Raw genomic sequence first — 17,101 nt, forward strand, 5'->3', positions numbered from 1 at the left:
AAAGGAGTGACCGTGCGCCGCCGCCTTCTGCCAGCCGCCCTCGCAGTCGCGATCCTCTCCGTCAACCCATCCTCGCCCGCAGCCACAGACGGGGACATCGAACCCCCCGCCTCGACGGCGATCGACGCCCCCTGGCCCATGCACGCTCTCGACAGTCGCTATCGAGGTGCCAACGCTCTTGGCGGAGCCGACGTCAACGGCGATGGCTTCACCGACTACGTGACGAACTACGAGTTCGATCAGCGCTACGTCATCTCATTCCACCCCGGCCCGGGGAGCGACCCGCGCGCGCCCTGGCCCACGGTGGACTTAGCTCCGCTAACGGCGGTTCCAGGCAAAGGCGTCGACACTGAGAACGCGATACTTGCCGACGTCGATGGCGACGGGAATCTGGACGTGATCGGAGTACAGGGCGGGCACGAGACCTTTGTCTTCGATGGCTACGAACCAGGTGTCACGATCTACTGGGGGCCGGGATCCGCGCGCACCGCCGACCCCACCGCATGGGTACCCGCCGGAATCATTCCGGCCACACTCAACGAGGGCCACTACCACTGGCTGCTCCCCCACGACGTGAACGGAGACGGCGCCCTCGACATCCTGATCGGCGGCCGCGTGCTCTTCACCAACGGCAATCTCGCCGGTGTCGCGTGGATCGAAGCGCCGACCGAGGCTGCCGCGCGCCGGAACCTGGCCGCCTGGCAGTTGCACGACATCGACCCGCAACAGGCCGGCGGACACGGCTTCGAACTCGACGACGTCGATGCCGACGGGGACTCCGACCTAATCCTGGCGAATGCCGACTTCGACACACCCGAGGGCGATGAGGCGATCCTGTGGTACGAGAACCCCGGAACCGGCGCACCGAAGCAAACTCAGCCTTGGGCTAAACACGAGATCTACCGCGGACCCGAGTTCTTTGGGAAGCCGCAAATCGCGATCGCCGACATCGACGGAGACGGCATGTTGGACTTCGTCACCCAGACGCCCGACGAACTGCTCGTCTTCCGGAAGACCCGAACATCCCCACAGCCGGCATGGTCATTGCTGCGTGTAGCGAAGGACGATCGTGCTTCCTGGGCGGCTCGCACGATCCGCATTGCGGACCTGAACGGCGACGGACGCTTGGACATCGTCGGAATGCTCACTCACGACGACGGCTCCCTCCCCCTCGGCAAAGCTTCGGTCTTCTGGATGGAATACGCCGGTGAATCGCCGGGGCGGGACAACTGGACGACTCACGTAGTCAAGTGGAGCCCCGGCTCGGTCATGCAAATGGCGACCTTCGGAGAAAAGTGGGACCAGGCCCACATCGTCGACGTTGACGACGACGGCGACCTCGACATCGTCGCCAATTGCGAGGAGTGGTGGCAGGAAGACGACGGCGAGTACACGTTCTGGTGGGCGCCGTGGAGGGACGCTGAATCCGTCGCGGTGGTTTGGTTTGAGAACCGCTTGAACGAGGAACTCGCCGAGTGCGTGGAAACGGACGGTCGCTGCGAGATGGATGCGGAGACCCCGACCGTCGCCGACGATGGGAGCTGGGTTGAGCGGAGCCGTCTAGACGGAGCCGGCGACAGCCGATACGTGCAAGCCTTCAACTCGCGCGATCCGGCCAAGGAGTACCACGGATATCCTTTCATCTCGGACCCAAGCAACTCACTGCCCCCCGACTGCACTGTCGCCTCGTGTGATCTCGAGTGGGAGGCCACTCGCGGGTCGCGCTACCGAATGCACCTCGACGGCGGGACCTACACCATCGCGGCTCGCGTGCTCGTCCCCGCGCGCTTCGGTGACGGGTTGGGATCAACCCGTTCGGACTCGATGTGGATCGGACTCGACGCAAACGCGCCCCGAATCGTCGGCACGGAGACCGTCGACGCGTGGACCTGGATCACGATTCCCGGAGTGCATCTCGATCCCGGAGAGCACGTCGTCACCCTGAAGGTGAGAGAGCACGGGGTCGCCGTGGACGCGCTGGAAGTCATCCGGGACATGTGAAGCCCGGCGTGCATTCCTAGTCGATGTGCAGAGCGGGGCCGCCGATGACGTCGAGTTCGCCGCGCTCTTCGGGCTCCAGCACCGACAAGCGTCGGCGCGCAGTCACCGCCGTCACCGCGAACACGATTACGAATAGGGACGATGCGACGAGCACGATCGTTGCGCCACTGGCAACATCGAAGTAGTACGAGACGTACATCCCGACGAACCCGCACAGCGCGCCGATGGCGGATGACAGCGTCAGCATCTTGCCGAACGAGTCCGTTAACAGGCGAGCCACGATGGCCGGAATCACGATGATCGCCGCGATCAGCGTCACGCCGAGGATCTGCATGGTGGATACGACCGTCACCGCCAGGATCACCGCGAACAGAGTGTCGTAGCGACGCGCGCTCACGCCGTAGGAGTCGGCAACCTCGGGATCGAACGTCACGAACAGCAGTTGCCGGTAGCGAAGAAACACGATCCCGGCGATCGCGATCGCGGCCACTGCAAGTACCGCCAGCATCTGCGGCGTCACCGCAAGGATGTTGCCGAACAAAGCGGCTTCGAAGTTCACGGTGAAGCGGTGCGCGCGGCTCACGAGCACAATGCCGATGGCGAACGATGCGGTCGTCACGATGCCGATGGCCGCGTCGGCTCCGATCTTGCGGCGCCGCGCGACTGAATTGATCAGCAAGGCCGCGACAATCCCCCACGCGCCGGCACCGGCATAGAAGTTGATGTTCAGTACGTACGAAGCAACTGCACCGCCGAAGATCGCGTGCGAAAGCCCGTGGCCGATGTAAGACATCCGCCGCAACACGACGTATACCCCCACCAGCCCGCACAACGCACCGGCCATCGCCCCTGCCGCGATCGCGTTGCGAAAGAACTCGTTTCGCCACGGCTCCAGCAGCGCCTCCATCACGCCCCCTCGCCCGGCAAGCGGCGCCCCTGCTCGTCGTGCTTATGAGGCGGCGGCTCACCGAAGTGCCAGTCGGGAACGTCGTCGTCGTGCGTCGCGCGCTCGTGGATCTCGCGAAACGCCGTCGGCACGTCGCCGACCAAGAGCATTCCGTCGCGCTCGAAGACCGCCATCTCGGCACCGTACAAGTCGTGCAGCACGGCGCTGGTCAGCACATCCTGCGGAGTCCCTGCGGCGATGATGCGCTTGTTCAGGCACACCAGGCTCGGCAAGTGTGCGGCGACGGTGTTCAAGTCATGGGTCGTCAGCAGGATCGCGATGCCGTCGTGGTTCAAGTCATGCAGCAAGTGCAAGATATCGTGGCGAGTCCTCACGTCGACACCGGCCGTCGGCTCGTCCAACAAAAGCAAGTCGGGACGCCGCAGCAGCGCGCGCCCAATGAACACCCGTTGCTGCTGCCCGCCCGAGAGGTTACGGATCTGGCGGCGTGCAAGATGGCCGATGCCTAGCTTTTCGAGGATCTCGCGCGCCTCTTCGCGCAGCGACGTCGGCGCCCACGGCAGCAAGCGGCGATCCGACGCGCGCCCGAGCAAGACGACTTCCTCGACCGTGACGGGGAAGTTCCAGTCGATCGCTTCTAATTGGGGAACCACGGCCATGCGACACTCGCCGGAGTGCGCGTCGACGCCAAGCGCAACACGGCCGGCCGTCGGGCGCGCCGCTCCCGAAACCAGCTTCAGGAACGTGCTCTTGCCCGCACCGCTCGGGCCGACGATGCCGACGAAGGACCCTTCCGGGATCGCCAGACTGACGTGCTCCAACACGGCCCCGTCACCGTAGGTGAAGGACACGTCGTGGAACTCCACAATTGGATGATGCATCCGTCACCTAATCGTATTGAGCCTCGGTCGGGAAGTCCGCCAGCGCCTCGGGGTTTCCTCCGAGCGCATTCACCATCGTCGTGACGTTGTAGACCATCATTCCCACGTACGAGTGTTGCGGATCGCCCGGATCGCCGGGCAGATCATCGTCGCGCAGAGACGCCTCGTAGCGCGCGCCCGATTCCCGCGCGATTTGCGCGAGCACCGGACTCGGGTAGACCTCCGATCCGAAGATCGCGGGGACCTTGGTCTTCTTGACCTGTGCGATCAGTGCCGCGACCTCGCGCGCGGAGGGTTGCGCGAAGTCCGCCGGCTGAATCGCGCCGATCACGCGCATGCCGTAGTGGCGCGCGAAGTATGCAAAGGAGTCGTGGTAGGTCAGCAGCACACGGTTCGCGGGTGGAATCGTCTCGACGGCGACGGCGATCGCAGCGTCGAGGCGTGCGAGCACCGCGAGGAATGTGTCTGTGTTGGCGCGATAAGTCGCAGCGTTCGTGGGATCGAGAACAACCAAACGGTCACGGATCGCGCGCGCGTACCGTTCGGCGTTCGCCGGGTCCACCCATAGGTGTGGGTTCGGGTTTCCTTCCGACTTCGGGAAGGAGAAGTCGTAGATGAACTCGTCCTTGGCCACGGTCGCGTCGCCCACGAGGAAGATCTCGGCTCCGTCCTTGAGGTTGGCGCGCGCCAGTGCCAGCGTCGGATCTTCCAAGCGCAGACCATTGATCACGACCAGATCCGCCTTCACGAGGATTCGCGCCGAGGCGGGCGTAGGCTCAAACGTGTGTGAGTCCACACCCTCCGGAATGATCCCGGTGACCTCGGCGGCGTCGCCGGCCACGTTGCGAACGATGTCGGTAACCGGCGATACCGTCGCCACGATCAAGAACTTCCCCGACTTGCCCGCAGGGTCCGAAGCCGCGCACGCGCTCGCCCCCAGCGCCAGGACCGCCAGAGCACAGACCATCCGTTTCATACGCCCTCCAACTCCCGGCACTACTTCATCATGCCCACGAGGCATTCGCAGTTGCACACGGCATGCAATAACTTCCAACAAGAAGCGCAGCTTGCGCAGGAATACCCCCAACTAGGGCGAAGTACGCATATCAGAGCGATCGGGAAGGAGAGGGCATGAGACACGGGATGCGCGCGGCCGCCGCAGCACTGCTGGTGACCGCTGCGTTCGTGCCGGAGATCGGGCACGCCGGAACCGCTGCCGCCCCGGAGTGTTCGGGACAGGTGGTTGGCGAAACCACAGCCTCATGCTCGGTCACATTCCAACTCCCCGACGACGCGGTGTTCGCATCCCTGGTCGATACCCACGCCGGGTTCCACGCCGGCCTCGACGTCACCGGCCGTGTTGCCTTGAAGTGGACCGACCAGACCGGTCGAATCGTCGTGGAGTACTCCTGTCCCGCGGCCGGAAGCTCCCCCGTCGGCGTTACCGAGGTGACGCGCGCCTTGTGCGACGAAACCGTGCCGATGGCCGAGGAATTCACGCCCGGCACCCAGACGCTGGTTGTCACCGTCGTCGAAGTCCAGGGCTGCCCCGCGAACGGATGCACGTTCCACGGCCGGCTCGCTCTTCACGATTCCGGCGACTTGTTCTGAAACCAAAAGAAAATGGCCCCCCTCGTGGGGGGCCGCAAGTGCTGCCTAGAGCGTGATTCCGAGGGACGCCGCGCACTCGCGCAGCGACGGGTTCTTGCGGTCTTTGTCCGACACAATCATCTCGCCGTCGGTGATCGGCCACTCGATCGCGAGGTCGGGATCGTCGAAGGCGACCGCGGGATAGACAAGGCCGGCCTGCCAGTGCGCGTCCACCAAGTAGCTGTAGACCGCCGTGTCGCTCACGGCTTGGAACGAGTTCCCGAAGCCCTTCGGCACGTACAGCGCCACCTCGGGCGTGAGCGTGAATGCCTGGTGCGCCCCGAACGTGGTGCTCTCCGGCCGCAGGTCCACGATCACCGAGAAGGCTTCGCCGTGCTGGACGTGAATGAATTTGTTCCAGGGCTCGGCGTGGATTCCGCGCAGCGCCCCGCGCACATTCGCCGAGACGTTTTGCTGTACCGGCACAAAACCGTCCAGCCCCATCGGCCCCATTCGCTCGGCGTGGTAGACCTCTCGGAAATGCCCGCGCTCGTCCGGGTGAAGCGTCAGTTCGAAAAGCAACACCTCGTCGAGCACGGTCACTGGTGAAACACCACGCCGCGCTGCAGCGCGGCGAGAATCGAGGCCTTGAGTTTCGACGCAGGAGTTCCGGCGTCCGTCCACCATCCGACCAGACTGTCGTAGGTCATCGAGCCTTCGTTGATGTACATGTTGTTGACGTCGGTGATCTCCATTTCGCCGCGCGCCGAGGGCACGCACTGGCGGATGAAGTCGAACACGCGCCCGTCGTACATGTAGCACCCGGTCACCACCAAGTTGCTCTTAGGCTCGGCAGGCTTCTCCTCGATCCCGGTGATCTTGCCGTCCTCGACCGAGGCGACGCCGAAGCGGCGCGCGTCCTCCAACGCGACCTCTTTCAGCAAGATCTTCGCGCCCTTCTCTTGCCCGGCGAACGCGCGCACGTACGGGCCGATGTCGTCTTGGAAGATGTTGTCCCCAAGGATCACGACGACGGGTTCGCCGCGCGCGAAATGCTCGGCTTTGCTCAGCGCGTCGGCGATCCCCCCCTCGCCGCCCTGGTACGCAAAGCTCACGCGGATCCCCAGATCCGACCCGTCGCCCATCAGTTTCTGGAACTGCGCGATCTGGTCGCCGGTGACGACCATGACGTCTTCGATGCCGGCGCGCGCCAGCGTGCGGATTGGGTAGTACACCATCGGCTCGTCGTACACATCGAGCAAGTGCTTGTTGACGACCTTGGTGACCGGATGAAAGCGGGTCCCGAGTCCTCCGGCGAGCACGATCCCCTTCATGACTTCACCTCATCGCGATCGGCGTAGATCGCCTCAGCGTCTGCGACCAGCGGCGCCCACCACCGCTCGTTGGCTCGATACCACTCGAGCGTATCGGCAAAGGCCGACCACACATCGGTGGCCGGACTCCACCCCAGCGCGCGCGCGCGCGTCGCGTCCACCGCGTAGCGCCGGTCGTGGTCGGGCCGGTCGTAGGCGGTGAAGACCAATCGGTCCTCGGGCAACTTCAAGTACTCGAGCATCCAGCGCACAAGATCGACGTTGCGAACCTCAGGTGCGCGCTCAGGGCCAACGTTCAAAACCGCGCCGGGTTCAGCGGCCTGAAGGAACAAATCCAGGGCGGCGCAAAGATCCCCCACCGGCAACCAGTCACGCACGTATCCTCCGTCGCCCCAGACCGGAAGCTGCTGTCCGCGCAGCGCGCGGATCGCCCATCGGGGGAAAGCCTTCTCGGGGTGCTGGTAGGGACCGAAGCAGTTCGTCGGCCGCACCACCACAAGGGGAAGCCGACCGGTGTACGCGCGCGCCAGATCGTCGGCAAGGGCCTTGCTTTGCGCGTACGGACTCGTCGCGCGCCCCTCGGCCGGTTCCTTGTCCTCTTCGCGGTACGGGTCGCCCGGACACGGACCGTAAACCTCGTCGGTCGAGATGTGGATCACGATCTTCGGGTCCACTTTGCAGAGCGCGTCGAGCACCACGCGGGTGCCCTCGACGTTGGTCCGGTGGAACACGTCACCGGCGTTCTCGCTGCGAGTCACGTGTGATTCGGCCGCGAAGTGAACGACCGCATCGGGACGGAACTCCCCCACGATGCGCGCGACCTCATCGGCGTCGGCAATGTCGGCCCGCTCATGCACGTAGCGCGCGGCATCGACCCCTTCCAAGCGCCGCGGGTCGCCGGCGTAGGTCAGCACGTCGATGTTTCGCACTTCGACATCGCGGCTGTCCAGCAAATGCCGGACGAAGTTCGATCCGATGAACCCGCAACCGCCGGTTACCAAGACACGCTGAAGATCTCTCACTACCGTCCTTCCGCCGGATCTGACGATTCTATGCGAACGTTCACATCCATCAGACATGACTGCAGGTGCGGCAAGTCCTCCGTCAAGGTCCGCCACAGGATCTCGTAGTCGATCCGGTGATAGATGTGATCCACGAGAATGCGGATGTCTCGCAGGTCATCCCACGGCACATCGCCCGCCGCGAACATGACGTCCTCCGGCAACCGACCGGCAGCGTCGGCAACCCTGCCGATGATCGCCTCCCCTGCCAGTCGAAGCAACCGGTCCTCATCCCATGCGGGCTTGCCGCGTGCCACCAACTCGGCGGCCGCCGCCACCGCGTCCAGGATGTCCGCAAGAACAGCGTCCACGCGGCGGCGATCCATCCTCGCGGCCGTCAGAGCGCAACCGCCTCATCGCGAATCGCAGAGTCCCGCGAAAGGAGTCCCGCGGAGGACACCACATCGACCTCGACACCGAGCAGATCCTTGAGTGCCCGCCGAAGGCGCACTTGATCAAACAGCGAGCCTGCGGCGTCCATGTCCACAAGCAGATCGACATCCGAGTCGAGGCCGTCCTGCCCACGCGCGACCGAACCGAACACGCGAACGTTCGAGGCGTGATGCTCGGCGGCAATCGCCTCGATTTCCGCCCGATGCTTGCGAAGCAAACGGCCGAGCCGTGTCGCGCTCTGGGTCGAAGATCGCACCTTGGAACTTCCAAGCTGTCGCCCCGCCGCGCGGAGGATTCTGTCCAGCGTGTCAACCGTGGGGGTCTTGGCGCCGGATTCGTAGGCGGCGACGGCGGACTGCGAGGTCCGCGCCCGACGCGCGAGTTCAGCCTGCGTCAGGCGCGCCTCCAGCCTCGCCCGGCGTATGAGTTCAGGCCCGATTCCCACGTTCGGCATTATATCCCCTTGGATATAATGCCTTCTAGGGTGGCTGCAGGCTTAGTAGCGAACCACCAGGTCGAGGTCCCGCAACAAAGGCCCCGAAAACCGCAGGATGCGGCCGTTTTGGCGCAGCAGATCCGTCGCCTCGGTGACGCGCGCGCCCGCCGGCAGCTCGATCACCAGATCCAAGTCGTCGGGCACCAGACTGGGCTGGCGAAACACCCGTAGGCGAAAGACCCCCGGCGAGGTCTGCAGCGTCCCGGTGAACGAGCGCTTCACCGTCCGTCCCGGCTCCACGTCCAGATGCAGGGCTTCCTGCCTGCCGGTCCCCCACACCCGAAGGTCGGTGTGAAACACGCCGTCGGCCGGATACCCGAGCACTCGTGCAGGCAGTTCCGCCGGATCGGCGTCGTTTCGAATCGACAAGGCCAGCGACGTCTGCGCGCGCCCGTCGGCGCCGATCACCACGCCATAGCCGATCGTACGCTTCGTGACCGAGCCCAACTTCTGACCGTACGAACTGTTTCCGACGACCGCGAGCAACCCACTCGGATCGCCGAACGACCCAGAGACCCCGAGGCCTACAAGCGTCCGCTGATCCTGTTCGTAGGGTGACCAGATCAAAACGTGCTTGTCGTGCGCCGCGTCCCCCAAGGCGCGCGCCAGTCGAAGCAACGGCACCTTGCCGTCCGTCAAACGGCTGAACAAAGAATCCACCAACCGCCGGTTGAAGTCCTGGCGATCGAGCAGATCCGGGTGGCGCGCGTAGATGTCGCGCGCCATGTACATCGGCAGCCCCGCTTCGGTCATAGTCTCGCCGCGCACCGTCGTCGGGCCGCCGGCCGCCAGCAGCTTGGCCAGAGCGTTCGCATCCAGCACCGTCACCGAGTCCACCGCAACCCCGTGGGCCTCGCGGTAAAGCCCCCGCATTCCCGCGGCCGCCTCTGGGAAGTCCGGCGACTCGTTCACGACAAACGCAACCTGCCCGAGCCCCCGCGGCAGTTGCGCGTCATCCTCGGAGGACACCAGCTCCAGGTCCCCGCGGTTCGCCGTCATCAACACGAGCGCGTTGACCGCGCCCCCGGTCGCGCGCGGCTCCGCGCCGTTTTGGATCACGAACAAGTGCTTGCGCGCGCCGTCGAACCCGAGCATCGCGCGCGCCAGCGGAATCCCGGCCGCCATCTTGCGCGCGGTCGGCTCCGCGTCGTCCAGCTCCGCAAGGAGCCTGGCTCGCGCATCGGCGATCGGGGGCAAGACGCCGCTGCTCGGCGCGCGCCGCACCACCGTGCGGGCCGCATCGAAGGCATCCAGCGCGCGCTTGGCGGAACGCCCGAGCCCATCCCAATCAATGCCCGCGAGCGTCCGGGAAACATCCCCCTTGGAATCCGAGAACGCCCGCGCGCTCTCCAGCGCATCGCGCGCGCCGACCGCCACGCGCTCGGCCGCCTCCGCCAGCGCGCTCGTCGCGCGCACCGAGCGCCCCAGATACGGGATCAGTCCAACCGCCCGAAGTTGCGCAGAATCGATCGCCCGGCGCGCGCTTCGCAAGGACGCCGCGGCGCGCGCCAGGTCGGTGCGGGCAGCGTCGATGTCCGCGGCGGCCGCGTGTGCGCGCGCCGCCTCCAGCGCGTCGCGACCCGAGAACAGATCGCGCGCGGCGACGAAGGCGGTCGCCGCGAATCCGGCCACAAAGACCAACGCAATGCCGACAGCAAGCGGCGCGATGAGGCGACGGGGCCTTCCCGGCCCGCCGACAGACCAACTCGGGTTCAATTGCGTCCTCTCAACCAAGATGTGCGGAGATAGTAGGCGACAGAAGACCTCGACAGATGTCCCGACCCAGACTGCTCCGACCCGGCCAACTCGTGAGTTGAGGGCGCCTTGGTGGTCGCGCGCGCGCATGCTCGCGACCTTCCCTTCCTTCGCCGACGGTCCGTGGCGGCCTCAGCCTGACGGGACGATCTCGAAGGATGCGACGTGAGACGGACGCAGCATTCGGAAGTGACGCTCATCGAGCGTGGCGATCACCCGCTCCCCTACACGCTCGGCGACGGCCACCGTGAGCGCGTCGGTGTAGTCGAGTCGCGCGTCCAGGTAGCGCCTGCAAAGGTCGCGGGCGCGCGCGCGATCGAGCGGCGTCGAGACTTCGACGACGAGATCGGTGTCCACGGATTCCAGGAATGCAGCCGCGATGCCCCACCCGGCGCGCTTGGCGATCAAGTGGTGCGCCTCGGACAGGATCGCGTCCGTGACGATCTTCTCACCGGGCTGCACGAGCAGCTCGCGCGCGGCAGCGTGCGCCGGCGCCCTCGGGTCCGCCGCGGCGACCAAGACGCTCGCATCGGCTATCAAGATCCCCGCTCCGGCCGGTCCAGGCCCTTCTTGTATTTGCGGTCGAGCGCCTCGTCGAGCGTCCGCTCGTAGGTCTCGTCCTCGGCCGGCCCCCGCACCGCGCGGCCTTTCCCGACCCACAGGTGGAGCTTGGAAGTGTTTCGGGCGACCAGGTACGACTCGAGTGCCTCGCGGACGACCGCCGACTCGGCCTTTCCCTCGGCCCGGGCCGCGCGCTCGAGCGCGCGCGCGACATCGTCCGGCAGGCTGAACGTCTTGCGTATCGTCATACCGTGCAGTATGACTGCACACCCTACGATGGGGCAAGCACCTGGCGCAGTCTGACGACGAACGCGCCTGGGGTCTGGATGCGGATCACTCCGGGGGGCGGCGTGAAGTCGGAGGTGTTGAACGTGATGAGCGCCTGGCAGCCCGCATCGACCGCGGCAACGAGAATCGGGAGATCCTTCGGATCGGCCTGACTGGATCGCTCGACGAGATGATCGTCAAGCGGATCTTCCACCCAGCGGCATGCGGCACGAGCCAAGAGGTTGAACGCAGGCAAGGCCGACGGAAGATTGGCTCGAATATTGCGTTCCGCCTCCGCCTTGGCTTGAGCAGATGACACGAGATCGAGCCCTGAACCCCGGGCGAGAAGAAGGGCGGCCAGGATCGCCGATGGACCTCCGGCGAGATTCGGCGGGAAACCGGATCAGGCGGCGAATCGGAACGGGAGTCGAAGGTCTAGGCCGAACCGATCGCGCAGTTGCGCGAGATCAACCTCGCCGAGTGTCGGATAGAGGATCTCAACGCCGACCAGACCCCCTGCCTCGTCGAGGTCGACGTGGAGCCTGTCGCTGACTTCGACGGTTCGGTGGACTGCAGGCTCCGGATCCGACGCGAGAAGCACGTACAGGGCATCCGCCTCTTCGTCGTATGTGTACATGGCCATGCTTACTCCTCCCGCCAAATCGTGATGACGATTCGTCGCCGTTCGTCGAGCACCACGATGAGGACAGTATCGCCGTTGTCTACTCGGAGTCGAGAGTTCCAGGCGCGCCAGGAGGCAGTTCCCGGAACCCTTACGCGGGCTGGGAGGCGATGAACTCTGCGGTGCGCGGATTGGTGGAGCAAACGTGCGAGCACCTGTCGAAAGCAGTGACCCGGACCCCTCCGCCGCGTGAGCGTCGCTACAGTTCTTCGATGTAGAGGATCTGCAATCTGCCGTTCGGGGCGACCTTCCACACGACCTCAACAGTCGTGCCGGGAACGCGACTGGAATACGCAAGGCGCCCATCGTGCGTTTCGGTGTCGGTGGATTCGATGTCGCTTTCGTCATCGGAGCAAAGTGGCCCCATGATCCAGGCAAGGACTTTGCGAGCAAGCGTCTGGTCTGGATGTTGACCCAACCACTCTTGCGGTTGATCCAGGAACCGAGGAAGCACTTCCACCCGCTACGCGAGGTGAGGGTACTTGCGGACGAGTTCATCTGCGTCGATGCCTGCCTCAGGATCCTCGGCGAGGTCCATCATCCGGACGAAATCGGGGTTGTCCGGGAGTTCGGCGGCAAAGCGCGCCTCGCGGAGGCGCTCTTCGGCCTCGCGCAGACGCGCACCAACGCTCTTTGAACTCATCACTCCGAGCGTGCCAGCGCCTCTCCCACGTGTCAACAGCACCCTCGGCATTTCGCCCGTCACCGGAAGAGGAAAGCGCCGCATTGAGGACCATTCCCCCTCTCCCGCTGCAGCGATCAGAACGCGATCACGATTCCAGACCCCGTGGCGGAAGCGCCACCACGCCCCGCGAATCGAAGAAGTGGACGGTCTGCCGAAACCCGCGAACCCCATCAGTGCCTCCCGTGACCGGAAGGCGCGATCTTAAGCGTCTGTGGATGGCACGCAAGAACGAGAAGAGCGGGAAGGTCCTTGGACCCTTACGCACCGTCTTCGGGCGGGACAAAACAAGGGGCGAGATTCCGCCGCGCGCGACGGGCGGGGTTCGGAAAGCGACCGATGGTACAGTCATGCCCATGACAACCGGCGCTCTTTCCCGGGAGGAGGCGGTTCGACTCCTGGTCGCGTCCGCACCGCAGATCTACGCGCTAGGCGTCGAACGGCTCGCCCTATTCGGCTCGGTCCTGCGCGGAGATGCCCGCCCCGACAGCGACGTGGACCTCCTCGTTCAGTTCTCGCCCGGCGCCAAGACGTTCGATCGGTTCTTGTCGCTTTCGGAGCTTCTCGAGGAACGGCTCGGCCGCCGTGTCGAACTTGTCACGACCGAAGCGCTTTCTCCGTTCATCGGGCCGCGTATCTTGGCAGAGGCGCAGGATGTCCTTCGAGCCGCGTGATTACCTTCACCACCGTTGTGTTCTCGTATCGCGCAAGGTATATTGCGTGATATGAGAACGGCTGCGCCTCCGCTCCTGCCCATCTTCCGGTCGAAGCTCCAGGGGGAACTTCTCGCGGCGCTGCTCCTGAACCCCGAGCGAGAAGAATCCCTGACCGAGTTGGCTGCCCGCCTAGGGGCCGACGTAGCCACGGTGCAGCGGGAGGTGAGCCGCCTGGAGCGGGCGGGAATCCTAAAGACCCGGCGAGTCGGGGCCACACGGTTGGCATCAGCGGATGCGCGCTCCCCGATTAGCGCCCCCCTCACCGAGATTACGCTCAAGACCTTTGGGCCGGGCGCAGTTCTGGCGGCGGCGTTCTCGACCGTTGGGGGAATCGATGAGATCTACATTTTCGGATCTTGGGCCGCGAGGTATCTCGGTGTGAAGGGGCCGCAGCCTCAAGATCTCGACGTCCTGGTGGTCGGCAGCCCGGAGCGCGCGGAGGTCTACGCCGCAGCGCTGCGCGTCGAGCACCGCCTCGGGCTTCCGGTCAATCCCACCATTCGATCGAGCAACGCATGGCGAGTCGCGCGCGACGGGTTTGTCACTCAACTCCGCTCAGCTCCTCTCGTGCGCGTGGCTCACGGTGAAGCGTCATGAGGTGGGAACACGGACGGCCGGTGATCGAGCGTCTTCTCGCTGCCGGCGAGTTGCAGAGGGTCACCCCGGCCAGGAATTCGGCGGAGGCTCTCTTGCGTATGGCGCGCAGCCACCTCTCCTCGGCGAGCGCCGTCAGGGACAGCGACCCGGAGGGCGCCTACGCCGCACTCTACGACGGCGCGCGCAAAGCCTGCGCATCCCTCCTCGAGGTCCAGGGACTGAGGGCCACGAGCCGGGGCGGGCACATCGCGATCCGTGATGCGGTCCTCGCGCAGTTCGCCGAGCTTACCGGCGGAGCGGCACTGCGGACGCTCGACAGATTGCGGCGACGCCGCAACGACATCGAGTACCCACAAGGCGAATCGGGCATCGATGCCGACGAGATCGACGAGGCGTTGGCTCGGGCACACGAGATCGTCGCTTACGCCGAGCAGATCGTCGAGCACCTGCCGGTCTTCTGACCCGTGGGACCACAGCGAAGGCGTGTGTGGATGGCGTGCAAGAACGAGAAAAGCGGGAAGGCAGAGGCAGGGGGCCAAAGCGGTGGGCGAAGAACCGGCGGTCAGTGTCCGCGAGGCCGCGGACGGATCGTCAACTTAGCGCGCGCGGATGACCGAACTCGCCGCAGTTCGCGGCGGATCGTGTTCGGAGGCCGCTGGACGCGCGAGTGCTCCTCGCGGACCTTTCGCATCCCGGCCGGGAAGACGACAAGTGTTCTTTCGCCCGGAAGAGCGGCCGACGGAGCAAGCACCCCTTCGAATCCGATCGACCTCGCTGCGTCGGCGATCTCCTGGCATAGCGAACGGTCGTCGCCAATGAGGTCGACTTCCTCCACGCCGAGGAGAGCACGCACCGTCGGGTCGGTCAGGTCCAGCGCATTCAGGTTTCGGACTGCCGCCTTGCCGACCCGTCGTCGAACTTCGAAGAACGATAGCTCCAGTGAGGCGTGATGCCGAAAGAGCTCCCCCCATGCCGCACGCTCCTTTGATGACGCGTACCAAGCGCCATCATCTCCCTCGCGGTGATAGCGGCCGTCGCCTTGCGCAGGAGATGCGAACGACAAGAACGAGCTTCCGGTCGGCCCTTGATGCCAGAACGCGCCGGTGATCTGCAAGGCCGGCAGCCCGGCAAGTACTCGGGCGAAGGCACGCGTTCGGCGAGAGGCGGACATCTAGTGTCCCCGCCGGGTCACACATGCGTCGTGCCATTGCCCCGCAGACGATGAGCGGCTAGACGTACGCCCCGTCGACGAAGGACGCAGCAGCCGCGCGCACGAGATCCACCTTCCCGTGGGCCAAGAGTTCGATCGGTGTTTGCCCGTCGAGGAGGCGATTGCGGGCCCGCAACCACTGGCCCACGCCACGAGCGGTGAGGGAATCCTGGAGAATGAGCACAACCTCTCGAAGATCACTCAGGCGCCCCTCATGAGTGGGGCGAATCGCCGAGGTCTTGGCCCAGTTGCGGATCGAACGCTCCGAGGCGCCCGTGGCGGAAGCGATATCTTTCTGCGTGAGGCCAAAGCGCCTGAGGCTGCTGACGACATCGCGCACTTCGACCGCCCGATCCAAGGTCGTCGTCATCGCTCGCACCTCCACTCCGACCATCGCCCGCAGGGAGCGGACCCCGACCGCTGGACTCCCCCGGCCGCCGACATCCTCGCGTCCGCCCAAACGCTGGGGCCAGGACGAACTTCCTAATAGCTTTCCGGTGCAGTTGCCTCATATGTTGCCGGTATTACTACCGCCTGTCAAGGGTCATCGAGATGCCCGGCCCTTCTTCAGGACGCGGATGAGATCCTTGCCTTGAGCGCCGGGAGCCTACCGCTCACGACGCGCGAACTGTCACGCGGTCTCGTTCCGTCAACGGTACCGGCCAGCCGTGATCGCGCATGGACTCGAGGTAACCCTCGATGGCCTCTTTGGCCATCGACAACGCTTCTTCACGGGTCTCGCCTTCGGTCACGACGTCCGGCAACTCAGGAACGAATACGGTAAAGCCGCCCTCGGACTGAGGGATCAGCACAACCTCGACTTCCCGCTCCCGCCTCATGGTCGTCACCTCGTCTCGCTCTTCCCGCTTCCTCGACCCTGCCCGGCCTCCGGCCGTTCACCAAATCGAGTGAGCCGGTCAGTCCCACAAGTCTAGATCCCTCTTCCCCCCCCGCCACAGACTTGACGTCCGGTTCGAGGCGAGCACGAAAAGCTTGTAGTCGGTCAGATCGAACCAGGGAGAGCCACGAATTCTTCGATCGTGAGATCGCAACTGCGCAGAATCTTCGTCATGGGCCCAGGGCCAATCGTTTCGCCCGAGTGCACAGGGACCCGCCTCAGGGGACCCCGTCAGATCGCACGCGGCAGTCAATTTCGATCGAAGAAAGTCGTGCGCACCCTCCGCAACAACGCCCTCGCCGGCTCGATGGGTCGCGTCGGTGCGTGCGCCGACAACGCCGCGATGGAATCGTTCTTCGCGCTGCTGCAGAAGAACGTTCTCAGCCGCCAGCAATGGAAGACCAGAGAGGAGCTGCGACTCGCGATCGTCATCTGGATCGAACGCACCTATCATGGCCGCCGCCGCCAACGCGGCCTCGGGCGGCTAACTCCCGTAGAGTTTGAGGCCGTGTACGAAGGAGCCCTTGCAGCGTGAAAGGCTCACAAGCTACGAGTCAACCAGATCGGGGGCAGTCCCCTATCTACTGTCAGCGCAACAAACACATCTCTGCGAAACACTTGGTTATCTAGGACACTTGCAACGTTGCCGGAATCGCAATACGCCGTACCACAGCGAAGAAGCTTCAAGCCTTCGTTGGAATAATAGGCAATTACGGGCATACCATCGGCGCCAAATGCCAGGGACGAATACTGGCCCACCTGACTAGCTACGGTATTTATGGTTACAACAGCGGCGGCTTCGGCCGGAGAGCCAGCCAGAACTGCAGGCACCATGACAAGCATTGTCAAGAGGCGAAGCTTGAACATTTGACTCCCCTTTCGACACCGTCAGCGTGAGGAATTCGAGCCCGGGACAAGTCCTCACTATCCTCTCCGTCGACGCAGCACGCGCTCCTTCGACGCAGCACGCGCAATGTCCTTCTTCTCCACCAATCGCCGGGGATGGTGATGTCCCGACCTCCCCGGTTCGATGCCGCGCGCGCTGCATGCGGCATGCCAAGACCCGCGAA

Annotated in this window: 24 protein-coding genes and 1 pseudogene; 6 read left to right on the forward strand and 19 right to left on the reverse strand. The window is 64.9% G+C overall.

The window, feature by feature from the left end:
- The first annotated feature begins 12 nt into the window (after positions 1 to 12).
- On the forward strand, positions 13 to 2,001 hold the full coding sequence (locus WDA27_01015; protein MFA5889527.1) for a VCBS repeat-containing protein: 1,989 nt from the start codon (positions 13 to 15) through the stop codon (positions 1,999 to 2,001).
- 16 nt (positions 2,002 to 2,017) lie between these two features.
- Here the strand turns inward: WDA27_01015 and WDA27_01020 are convergent, their stop codons facing one another.
- Genes WDA27_01020 through WDA27_01030 form a run of 3 tightly spaced genes read right to left on the reverse strand, consistent with a single transcriptional unit; the run spans position 2,018 to position 4,765 of the window.
- Positions 2,018 to 2,908: a metal ABC transporter permease gene (locus tag WDA27_01020; GenBank protein MFA5889528.1), complete on the reverse strand. Its 891-nt coding sequence runs from the start codon at positions 2,906 to 2,908 to the stop codon at positions 2,018 to 2,020.
- Positions 2,908 to 3,789, reverse strand: coding sequence for a metal ABC transporter ATP-binding protein (locus tag WDA27_01025; protein MFA5889529.1), 882 nt, complete (start codon positions 3,787 to 3,789; stop codon positions 2,908 to 2,910). The genes WDA27_01020 and WDA27_01025 overlap by 1 nt, the downstream gene beginning before the upstream one ends.
- Before the next feature lie 7 nt (positions 3,790 to 3,796).
- Positions 3,797 to 4,765 (reverse strand): metal ABC transporter substrate-binding protein, encoded by a 969-nt coding sequence (locus WDA27_01030; GenBank protein ID MFA5889530.1) that lies wholly within the window; start codon positions 4,763 to 4,765, stop codon positions 3,797 to 3,799.
- Between the two features lie 155 nt (positions 4,766 to 4,920).
- Here WDA27_01030 and WDA27_01035 point away from each other — a divergent pair, with 155 nt between their 5' ends.
- Positions 4,921 to 5,400 (forward strand): hypothetical protein, encoded by a 480-nt coding sequence (locus tag WDA27_01035; protein MFA5889531.1) that lies wholly within the window; start codon positions 4,921 to 4,923, stop codon positions 5,398 to 5,400.
- A 45-nt stretch (positions 5,401 to 5,445) separates the two neighbouring features.
- Here WDA27_01035 and rfbC read toward each other — a convergent pair whose 3' ends face one another.
- The 12 genes from rfbC to WDA27_01095 all read right to left on the reverse strand — a co-directional run bounded on the left by rfbC (position 5,446) and on the right by WDA27_01095 (position 12,571).
- The gene (gene rfbC / locus WDA27_01040) at positions 5,446 to 5,982 is read right to left on the reverse strand and encodes a dTDP-4-dehydrorhamnose 3,5-epimerase (GenBank protein ID MFA5889532.1); all 537 of its coding nucleotides are present in this window, start codon (positions 5,980 to 5,982) and stop codon (positions 5,446 to 5,448) included.
- The gene (locus WDA27_01045) at positions 5,979 to 6,713 is read right to left on the reverse strand and encodes a sugar phosphate nucleotidyltransferase (protein MFA5889533.1); all 735 of its coding nucleotides are present in this window, start codon (positions 6,711 to 6,713) and stop codon (positions 5,979 to 5,981) included. Before WDA27_01045 ends, rfbC begins: the two co-directional genes overlap by 4 nt.
- Complete coding sequence (locus tag WDA27_01050; protein MFA5889534.1) at positions 6,710 to 7,735, reverse strand: NAD-dependent epimerase/dehydratase family protein; 1,026 nt, start codon at positions 7,733 to 7,735, stop codon at positions 6,710 to 6,712. Before WDA27_01050 ends, WDA27_01045 begins: the two co-directional genes overlap by 4 nt.
- Positions 7,735 to 8,085: a HepT-like ribonuclease domain-containing protein gene (locus WDA27_01055; GenBank protein MFA5889535.1), complete on the reverse strand. Its 351-nt coding sequence runs from the start codon at positions 8,083 to 8,085 to the stop codon at positions 7,735 to 7,737. The genes WDA27_01050 and WDA27_01055 overlap by 1 nt, the downstream gene beginning before the upstream one ends.
- A 26-nt stretch (positions 8,086 to 8,111) precedes the next feature.
- Positions 8,112 to 8,612 (reverse strand): helix-turn-helix domain-containing protein, encoded by a 501-nt coding sequence (locus WDA27_01060; protein ID MFA5889536.1) that lies wholly within the window; start codon positions 8,610 to 8,612, stop codon positions 8,112 to 8,114.
- Between the two features lie 51 nt (positions 8,613 to 8,663).
- A complete protein-coding gene (locus tag WDA27_01065) occupies positions 8,664 to 10,379 on the reverse strand; it encodes a DUF4012 domain-containing protein (protein MFA5889537.1) in 1,716 nt (571 codons plus the stop codon).
- A gap of 171 nt (positions 10,380 to 10,550) precedes the next feature.
- Positions 10,551 to 10,958, reverse strand: a complete 408-nt coding sequence (locus WDA27_01070) for a PIN domain-containing protein (protein MFA5889538.1) — start codon at positions 10,956 to 10,958, stop codon at positions 10,551 to 10,553.
- A complete protein-coding gene (locus WDA27_01075) occupies positions 10,955 to 11,227 on the reverse strand; it encodes a ribbon-helix-helix protein, CopG family (GenBank protein ID MFA5889539.1) in 273 nt (90 codons plus the stop codon). The genes WDA27_01070 and WDA27_01075 overlap by 4 nt, the downstream gene beginning before the upstream one ends.
- 23 nt (positions 11,228 to 11,250) lie before the next feature.
- Positions 11,251 to 11,565 (reverse strand): hypothetical protein, encoded by a 315-nt coding sequence (locus WDA27_01080; GenBank protein ID MFA5889540.1) that lies wholly within the window; start codon positions 11,563 to 11,565, stop codon positions 11,251 to 11,253.
- An 84-nt stretch (positions 11,566 to 11,649) separates the two neighbouring features.
- Entirely contained in the window at positions 11,650 to 11,889 is a 240-nt protein-coding gene (locus tag WDA27_01085) for a DUF2283 domain-containing protein (GenBank protein ID MFA5889541.1), read from the reverse strand.
- 238 nt (positions 11,890 to 12,127) lie between these two features.
- Positions 12,128 to 12,382 carry a hypothetical protein gene (locus WDA27_01090; GenBank protein ID MFA5889542.1) on the reverse strand — a complete coding sequence of 85 codons (255 nt, stop codon included), beginning with the start codon at positions 12,380 to 12,382 and terminating at the stop codon, positions 12,128 to 12,130.
- 9 nt (positions 12,383 to 12,391) lie between these two features.
- Positions 12,392 to 12,571, reverse strand: coding sequence for a hypothetical protein (locus WDA27_01095; GenBank protein MFA5889543.1), 180 nt, complete (start codon positions 12,569 to 12,571; stop codon positions 12,392 to 12,394).
- 395 nt (positions 12,572 to 12,966) lie between these two features.
- Here WDA27_01095 and WDA27_01100 point away from each other — a divergent pair, with 395 nt between their 5' ends.
- The 3 genes from WDA27_01100 to WDA27_01110 are packed head-to-tail and all read left to right on the forward strand — an operon-like array spanning position 12,967 to position 14,384.
- On the forward strand, positions 12,967 to 13,284 hold the full coding sequence (locus tag WDA27_01100) for a nucleotidyltransferase family protein (GenBank protein ID MFA5889544.1): 318 nt from the start codon (positions 12,967 to 12,969) through the stop codon (positions 13,282 to 13,284).
- Between the two features lie 51 nt (positions 13,285 to 13,335).
- Positions 13,336 to 13,923, forward strand: a complete 588-nt coding sequence (locus WDA27_01105) for a helix-turn-helix domain-containing protein (GenBank protein MFA5889545.1) — start codon at positions 13,336 to 13,338, stop codon at positions 13,921 to 13,923.
- Positions 13,924 to 13,943: 20 nt separating this feature from the next.
- Positions 13,944 to 14,384 (forward strand): hypothetical protein, encoded by a 441-nt coding sequence (locus WDA27_01110; GenBank protein ID MFA5889546.1) that lies wholly within the window; start codon positions 13,944 to 13,946, stop codon positions 14,382 to 14,384.
- A 101-nt stretch (positions 14,385 to 14,485) separates the two neighbouring features.
- On the opposite strand, the gene WDA27_01115 is transcribed toward WDA27_01110, so the two are convergent.
- The 3 genes from WDA27_01115 to WDA27_01125 form a co-directional block, all read right to left on the reverse strand.
- Positions 14,486 to 15,094, reverse strand: a complete 609-nt coding sequence (locus WDA27_01115) for an RES family NAD+ phosphorylase (protein ID MFA5889547.1) — start codon at positions 15,092 to 15,094, stop codon at positions 14,486 to 14,488.
- A gap of 58 nt (positions 15,095 to 15,152) precedes the next feature.
- Complete coding sequence (locus tag WDA27_01120; GenBank protein ID MFA5889548.1) at positions 15,153 to 15,503, reverse strand: DUF2384 domain-containing protein; 351 nt, start codon at positions 15,501 to 15,503, stop codon at positions 15,153 to 15,155.
- 244 nt (positions 15,504 to 15,747) lie between these two features.
- Positions 15,748 to 15,972, reverse strand: coding sequence for a type II toxin-antitoxin system HicB family antitoxin (locus WDA27_01125; GenBank protein MFA5889549.1), 225 nt, complete (start codon positions 15,970 to 15,972; stop codon positions 15,748 to 15,750).
- A 300-nt stretch (positions 15,973 to 16,272) separates the two neighbouring features.
- On the opposite strand from WDA27_01125, the pseudogene WDA27_01130 reads away from it, so the two are divergent.
- A pseudogene (locus WDA27_01130) lies at positions 16,273 to 16,566 on the forward strand (integrase core domain-containing protein).
- A 5-nt stretch (positions 16,567 to 16,571) separates the two neighbouring features.
- Here the strand turns inward: WDA27_01130 and WDA27_01135 are convergent.
- Positions 16,572 to 16,898, reverse strand: a complete 327-nt coding sequence (locus tag WDA27_01135; protein ID MFA5889550.1) for a hypothetical protein — start codon at positions 16,896 to 16,898, stop codon at positions 16,572 to 16,574.
- Positions 16,899 to 17,101 lie beyond the last annotated feature (203 nt).

This window comes from Actinomycetota bacterium, from assembly GCA_041658565.1.
GTDB lineage: Bacteria > Actinomycetota > AC-67 > AC-67 > AC-67 > JBAZZY01.